Consider the following 6498-nt stretch of genomic DNA (forward strand, 5'->3'; position numbering starts at 1 on the left):
GGTCGAGGAGGCAGTCGTCGTCCGACAACAGCAGGACCGCGTGGCGCGCGTCGGCCGCGGCCGCGTCGCGCGCCGGGCCGGGCCCCCGACCGTCGGTCCGGACGAAGGCGACGGACAGGTCGCTCGGGAGCGCCGCGCGAAGGTCCGCCTCGAGGCGCGTCGCGAGGTCGTCCGGGACGCCGTCGAAGGCGACGCGCCACTCGAACCGGTCGCGGGGCAGCGTCTGCAGCGCCAGGCTCGTCGCCTTCGCGCGCAGCACCTCGGGCCGCCCCACCGTCGCGGTGACGACGGTGACGCCCGGCGTAGCCGGGGGCTCTCCCGAATTCACCGCGTCCGCGCGGCGTCCAGGAACGCCTGCAGCATCCGGCGGCCCTCGTCGGTCAGGATGCTCTCCGGGTGGAACTGCACGCCCCACACCGGGTCGGTGGCGTGCCGGACCGCCATGATCGTGGCGGTCCCCTCGTCGTCCGCCCACGCGGTCGGCCGCAGTTCGCTGGGGAGGTCCTCGATCACGAGGCTGTGGTAGCGCGTGACGTCGACGTCCTCCCCGAGGCCCGCGAAGACGGTGCCGCCGTCGTGCCGCACGCGGCTGGTCTTGCCGTGCATGATGACGGGCGCCGGCACGACCTTCGCGCCGTACGCGACCCCGATCGCCTGGTGCCCGAGGCACACCCCGAGGGTGGGGACGTCGGCGCCGTAGCGGCGCACGACGTCGACGCTGAGGCCGGCGTCGTCGGGCGTGCCCGGGCCCGGCGACACGACGATCGCGTCGAACGCTTCCCGCGCGACGTCCTCGAGATCGAAGGCGTCGTTGCGCCATACGGTGACGTCGGCCCCGAGCTCGCCGAGCATCTGCACGAGGTTGTACGTGAAGGAATCGTAGTTGTCGACGATCAACACGCGCACGGCCCCCGCCCCGCCGCCCGGTGGGACGTCCACCGATCCGGGGGGCGCCGTCGGGCCGGCGTCGTGCCCGCTCACGCCAGCCCCTCCGTCGCCATCTCCACCGCCCGGCGGAGCGCCGCGAGTTTGTTGACGCTCTCCTGGTACTCCGCGGTCGGGTCGCTGTCCGCCACGACCCCGCCGCCCGCCTGCAGGTGCACGCGGCCGCCCTCGATCACCATCGTCCGCAACGTGAGCGCCATGTCCATCGCTCCGTCGACCGCGAGGTACCCGAACGCGCCGGCGTACGGGCCGCGACGCGTCGGTTCGAGCTCGTCGATGATCTCCATCGCGCGGATCTTCGGGGCGCCCGACGCGGTCCCCATCGGGAGGGTCGACGCCAACGCGTCGAGCGGCGTGCGGCCCTCGGCGAGGATCCCCTCGACGGTGGACACGAGGTGCATGACGTGACTGTAGTACTCGACGCGCATGAGGTCCGCCACCCGCACCGACCCGGGGGCGCACACCCGCCCGAGGTCGTTACGTCCGAGGTCGACCAGCATCACGTGCTCCGCGCGTTCCTTCGCGTCCGCCGCGAGGCCCTCGGCGAGGGCGGCGTCCTCGTCGGCGGTCGCGCCCCGCGGGCGGGTCCCGGCGATCGGGAGGGTCGACACCGACCGGCCGTCGCTCCGCACGAGGCTTTCGGGGCTGGACGCGACGAGCGTGACGGGCCCGAGATCGAGGTACCCGAGGTAGGGGCTGGGGTTGATCGCCCGCAACGCCCGGTAGGCGGCGAACGGGTGCACCCCGAGCTCCGCGGTGTAGCGCTGGCTGGGCACGACCTGGAAGGCGTCCCCCGCGCGGATGTACGTCACCGCCCGACGGACGGCGTCCTCGTACGCGGCCTGCGTCATGTTCGCTTCGAACGTCGTTCGGCGGCCCGCCCGGTCGCCGGGCACGCCCGGCAGCGGCGCGCGGAGGCGCGCGCGGGCGTGCGCGATGCGTTCCCGCGCCCGCGCTTCGTCCGCGGCGTCGCCCGCCTCGGCCGGCGCGACGAGGAACATCCGGCGGCGCAGGTGATCGAAGATCACCAGCACCTCCGGCGCGACGAACAGCAGGTCGGGCACCCCCAGCTCGTCGGGGTTGGCGTCGGGCAGCCGCTCGTAGCGGCGGACGAGGTCGTACGCGGCGTACCCGACGGCCCCCGCCCAGAACGACGGGAGGTCCGCACCGGCGACCGGCTCCACGTCGCGCACGACGTGGTCCCACAGGATGCGGAGGGGGTCGTCGCCCTCCACGGGGCGCGTCCCCTGCGCATCCCCGACCGTGGTGACGCCGTCCTTGGAGGTGACGCGGAGGCGTTCGCCGACCCCGATGAAGCTGTAGCGGGCGAGGCGGCCCTGCTCGGCGGACTCGAGCAGGAAACTGGGGGCGGAGGCGAGCTTGAGGTACGCCGTCAGGGGCGTCTCGAGGTCGGCGAGGACCTCCTGGTGGATGGGCGTGAGCGGGCGGGTGGGCATGGCGGCCTCCAGGGACCGAGCGCCGCGCGGGCGCGCTTCAGCGAAGGGGGGCGGGGCGGACGCCGCGACGCCATCGCTCCACCCGCCGGGCGCGCCCGCCCGACCTCACGCCGCGGAGCCTTCCGCGGACGCCTCGCCGCCGGCGTCGTCGCCGCCGTCGTCCTCGGCCCCGAGGAACATGCCGATGGCGTGGAAGCCGGCGTCGACGTGGACGGTCTCCCCCGTCACGCCGCCCGCGAGGTCGGTCAGGAGCGCGAAGCCCATCCGACCGACCTCCTCGCCGGTGATGTTGCGCTTCAGCATCGACAGCTTCCCGGCCTCGCCGTACATGTCCCCGAACCCCGCGATGCTGCGCGCGGCGACGGTCCGCAGCGGTCCGGCGCTGAGCGCGTTGACGCGGATGCCGCGCGGCCCGAGGTCGTACGCCAGGAAGCGCGTCGAGGCCTCGAGCGCCGCCTTCGCGACCCCCATCATGTTGTAGTGCGGCACCACGCGTTCCGCCGCCAGGTAGGACAGCGTCACGATCGATCCGCCCTCGTCCGGCATGAGCGGCGCGGCGCGGTTCGCGACCGCGACGAGGCTGTAGGCGGAGACGTCCATCGCGGTGCGCCAGTCCTCGCGCGACGTCTGCGAGAACGGGTTCGCGAACGTCTCGGTGGGGGCGTACGCGACGGCGTGCACCACGAAGTCGAGACGCCCGAACTCGGCGCGGATCCGTTCGAACAGCGCATCGAGGTCGGCGTCGTCGGTGACGTCGCACGTCGCCAACAGGGGCGCGTCGAGGTCGCTCGTGAGCTTCTCGAGGGTGGGGCGGAGGCGTTCGCCCTGGTAGCTGAACGCCAGCCGGGCGCCGGCGTCGGCCAGCGGACGCGCGATCTGCCAGGCGATCGAACGCTGGTTCGTCACGCCCATCACGAGGCCGGTCTTGCCGGTCAGGTCGACGGTGAACATGGTGGGTCCTCCCCGCGGCGCCGCAGTCCCCGGCGCGCCGTGCGATGCGGGACTCTACCGCACGGGCGCGCCCTCACGCCTCCTGCGCGGCGCGGCGCAGCGCCTCCGGGTCGTCCCCCATCACCCCGTCGACGCCGCTGCGCAGGAGGCGGACGACGTCGTTCGCGTCGTTCACCGTCCAGACGTGCACCGGCAGACCGCGGGCGTGCGCCCGCGCGACGAGGCCGGGCGTCGCGCTACGCGCCTCGGGATGCACCGCGTCGACGTGCAGCAGGCGCGCCCACGGCACCCCGCGCAGCATCATGGGCACCTCGGGCGCCGTCAGGAACGCCGTGCGCACCTCCGGCGCGAGGAGCCGGACGCGGGCGAGGGCGAACGGGTCGAAGCTCGAGATCAGGACGCGGTCGTCCACGCCGCTCGCGCGGACCGCCTGCACCAGGTCGCGCTCCAGCGCCCACGACCGGAGGACGCCGCGCAGCGTCCGCGGGTCCGACTTGACCTCGAGGTTCAGGACCGACCCGCGCGCGTCGCGCGCGGCCCGCAGGAGCGTCTCGAGCGTCACCAGGTCGGGCCGCGCGGTGCGCAGCGCCGCGAACCGCCACTTGCGGATCGGGCGGCCGTCGAGCTCCAGGTCGTGGAACAACACGAGGTGCCCGTCGGCGGTGCGCTGCACGTCGGTCTCGAGGCCGTCGAGGTGGGCGAAGGCGAGGTCGAACGCCGCCATCGTGTTCTCCGGCGCCGGGCCGCGGGCGCCGCGGTGCCCGAACGTCCAGGGGCGGGGGCGGTGGACGCCGGGCAGCGGCCGGGGGCGCCACCCGGGACCGAACCACCAGGCGACCAGAACGACCGTCGTCAGAAGCATCGCGGCGAACGACATGGCCTCAGGATACCGCGCCCCGGACCACCGTCCGGCGCGTGCGTCGCTGCTACGCTGCGACGGAAAGGACGCCGCGTGCCCGACCCCGCCTCCAACCCACCCCCGTCGCCCGACGCCGCACCCCGCCCGCTGGCGACGGTCGGCGCCCTGGTCCTCGACCCGCAGGGCCGCGGGCTGTTCGTCCGGACCGCGAAGTGGCGGGACACGTGGGGGGTGCCCGGCGGGAAGATCGAGCCGGGCGAAGCGATCCTGGACGCGGTCCTCCGCGAACTGTTCGAGGAGACCGCCCTCGTCGTGCGCGACGTGCGGTGGGCGCCGACCCTCGAGGCGGTCCGTAGCCCCGCCTTCTTCACCGACGCGCACTTCGTCCTCCTCAACATGACCGCCCGGACCGACGACCCGTCCCCCCTCGCCCTGAACGACGAGGCGCAGGAGGCCGGCTGGTGGCCACCCCGCGACGCGCTGCTGCACCTGGACCTCAACGCCCCCACCCGGGCGCTGGTCCGGCACGTCCTCGCGCACGGCGCCGGGGGGCCGTCCGTCACGCGGCCCGACGGGACCGCCGCACCGTGAGCGATCCCGCCATCCCCCCCGAGCGCCCCGCGGCGCTCGTGACGGGGTCGGCGCGTGGCATCGGCCGCGCCGCCGCGCTCCGCCTCGCGGCGGACGGCCTGGACGTCGCCGTGCACTACCGCGCGAGCGCCGCCGCGGCGGAGGCCGTCGCGTCGGAGGTCCGCACGCTCGGCGTGCGGGCGGCGACGCTGCAGGCGGACGTCACGGTGCAGGACGAGGCGGAACGCCTCGTCGACGACGCCGTCGCGGCGTTCGGCCGCCTGGACGTGGTCGTCAACAACGTCGGGGATTACGCCAAGGGGTCGCTCGCGGAGCTCGACGCCGGCACCTGGCACGCGATGATCGATTCGAACCTGCACGCGACCTTCTACGTCTGCCAGCGGGCGGTCCCGCACCTGCGGACGCACGGGCGGGGCCGCATCGTGAACGTCGGCTACGCCGGCAGCGACACCCTCGTCGCGAAACCGGCGGTCGCGCCGTACCAGATCGCGAAGACCGGCGCGTTGCTGTACGCCCGCGGCCTCGCGCGCGAGGAGGCGCCGCACGGCACGACCGTGAACGTCGTCGCGCCGGGCGTGATCGAGAACAGCGTCTCGCGCCCCACCGGACAGATCCCGATGGAGCGGCTCGGCGAACTCCGCGAGGTCGCCGCCGCCATCGCCTTCCTCGCCAGCGAGGAGGCCGGCTACGTCACCGGCGCGTTCGTGCCGGTCGCCGGCGGCTGGAACCTGTGAACGACGGCGCGGACCTCGCGCCGTTCGCCGTCCCCCCGACGCCCGACCCGGCCGGCTTCCTCCGCACCGACCCCGTCCCGCGCGACCGGCGTGCGGCGGCGCGCGTCAACCGCCTGCCCCTCGTCGCGCACCTCTACGAACCGCTCTGGCGGGGCCGCAGCGCGGCGCTGTTGACGCGGGGGCACTACCGCACCCGGCAGGAGCGCGCGACGTTGAGCCGCTGGCTGCTGCCGGCCTGCGATCCCGCCGGCCCGGGCGGCGGCCGAATCCTCGACGTCGGGTGCGGCGCCGGCTTCTACCTCGCCGCCCTCCACGCCGCCGCCCGCGACGACGCCCGCACGGACGCCCCGGCGCCGGTCCTGCACGGGATCGACGTCAGCGAGGCGTTCCTGCGGCGCGCCGCCGCACGTCTGGCGCGCGAGGGGGTGCCCGCCACCCTCGCGCTCGCGGACGCCGAACGCCTCCCCTACCGCGACGCGTCGTTCGACGGCGTCGCGTTCGGCGGTACGCCGAACGAGGTGCGCGACCGCCCCACCGCCCTCGCCGAGCTCGCGCGCGTCCTGCGGCCGGGTGGGCGGGCGTTCCTGATGGCGTCGGTGCGCGGCGCCGGCCCGACCCGCGCCCTCGCGCCCCTCCTTCGGGTGGGCGGGGTCGACCTGCCGACCGCCGACACGCTCGCCGACGAGGTGGAGGCGGCCGGCTTGACGCCGGTCCGCCTCGAGCACCGGCCGCCGCTGCTCGTGGCGACGCTGCGCCGGCCGGACGCCGCACCCGACGGTGCGCCGCCCGGCGGCGCCACCGGGTAGACTCCGGCCGATGAGCGAGCCGACGTTCGGAACCGACGGCGTGCGCGGCGTGGCCGGGCGCGCCCCCATGCGAGCGGAGGACGCCTTCGCGCTCGGCGTGGCGGCGACGGAGGCGCGTCGCGCGGCGCTCGGGACCGCACCGCGCTGGGTGCTGG

8 protein-coding genes are annotated in these 6498 nt (G+C 75.5%); 3 read left to right on the forward strand and 5 right to left on the reverse strand.

Annotation, left to right across the window (positions count from 1 at the left end; all coding sequences use genetic code 11):
• The 5 genes from RI554_10010 to RI554_10030 form a co-directional block, all read right to left on the reverse strand.
• The coding region (locus tag RI554_10010) for a glycosyltransferase (protein ID MDR9392349.1) at window positions 1-328 on the reverse strand (328 nt) is incomplete at its 3' end.
• Entirely contained in the window at window positions 325-981 is a 657-nt protein-coding gene (locus RI554_10015; protein ID MDR9392350.1) for an aminodeoxychorismate/anthranilate synthase component II, read from the reverse strand. The genes RI554_10015 and RI554_10010, both read right to left, overlap by 4 nt.
• Window positions 978-2402: an anthranilate synthase component I gene (gene trpE, locus RI554_10020; GenBank protein MDR9392351.1), complete on the reverse strand. Its 1425-nt coding sequence runs from the start codon at window positions 2400-2402 to the stop codon at window positions 978-980. Before trpE ends, RI554_10015 begins: the two co-directional genes overlap by 4 nt.
• A gap of 105 nt (window positions 2403-2507) precedes the next feature.
• Window positions 2508-3353 carry an enoyl-ACP reductase gene (locus RI554_10025; protein ID MDR9392352.1) on the reverse strand — a complete coding sequence of 282 codons (846 nt, stop codon included), beginning with the start codon at window positions 3351-3353 and terminating at the stop codon, window positions 2508-2510.
• Window positions 3354-3426: 73 nt separating this feature from the next.
• Window positions 3427-4230 (reverse strand): glycerophosphodiester phosphodiesterase, encoded by an 804-nt coding sequence (locus RI554_10030; GenBank protein ID MDR9392353.1) that lies wholly within the window; start codon window positions 4228-4230, stop codon window positions 3427-3429.
• 75 nt (window positions 4231-4305) lie between these two features.
• Between RI554_10030 and RI554_10035 the strand changes: the two genes are divergently transcribed.
• Genes RI554_10035 through RI554_10045 form a run of 3 tightly spaced genes read left to right on the forward strand, consistent with a single transcriptional unit; the run spans window position 4306 to window position 6343 of the window.
• On the forward strand, window positions 4306-4803 hold the full coding sequence (locus tag RI554_10035; GenBank protein ID MDR9392354.1) for an NUDIX domain-containing protein: 498 nt from the start codon (window positions 4306-4308) through the stop codon (window positions 4801-4803).
• Complete coding sequence (locus RI554_10040; protein ID MDR9392355.1) at window positions 4800-5537, forward strand: SDR family oxidoreductase; 738 nt, start codon at window positions 4800-4802, stop codon at window positions 5535-5537. The genes RI554_10035 and RI554_10040 overlap by 4 nt, the downstream gene beginning before the upstream one ends.
• Entirely contained in the window at window positions 5534-6343 is an 810-nt protein-coding gene (locus RI554_10045; protein ID MDR9392356.1) for a methyltransferase domain-containing protein, read from the forward strand. The genes RI554_10040 and RI554_10045 overlap by 4 nt, the downstream gene beginning before the upstream one ends.
• Window positions 6344-6498 lie beyond the last annotated feature (155 nt).

It is taken from the genome of Trueperaceae bacterium (genome assembly GCA_031581195.1).
Lineage (GTDB): Bacteria > Deinococcota > Deinococci > Deinococcales > Trueperaceae > SLSQ01.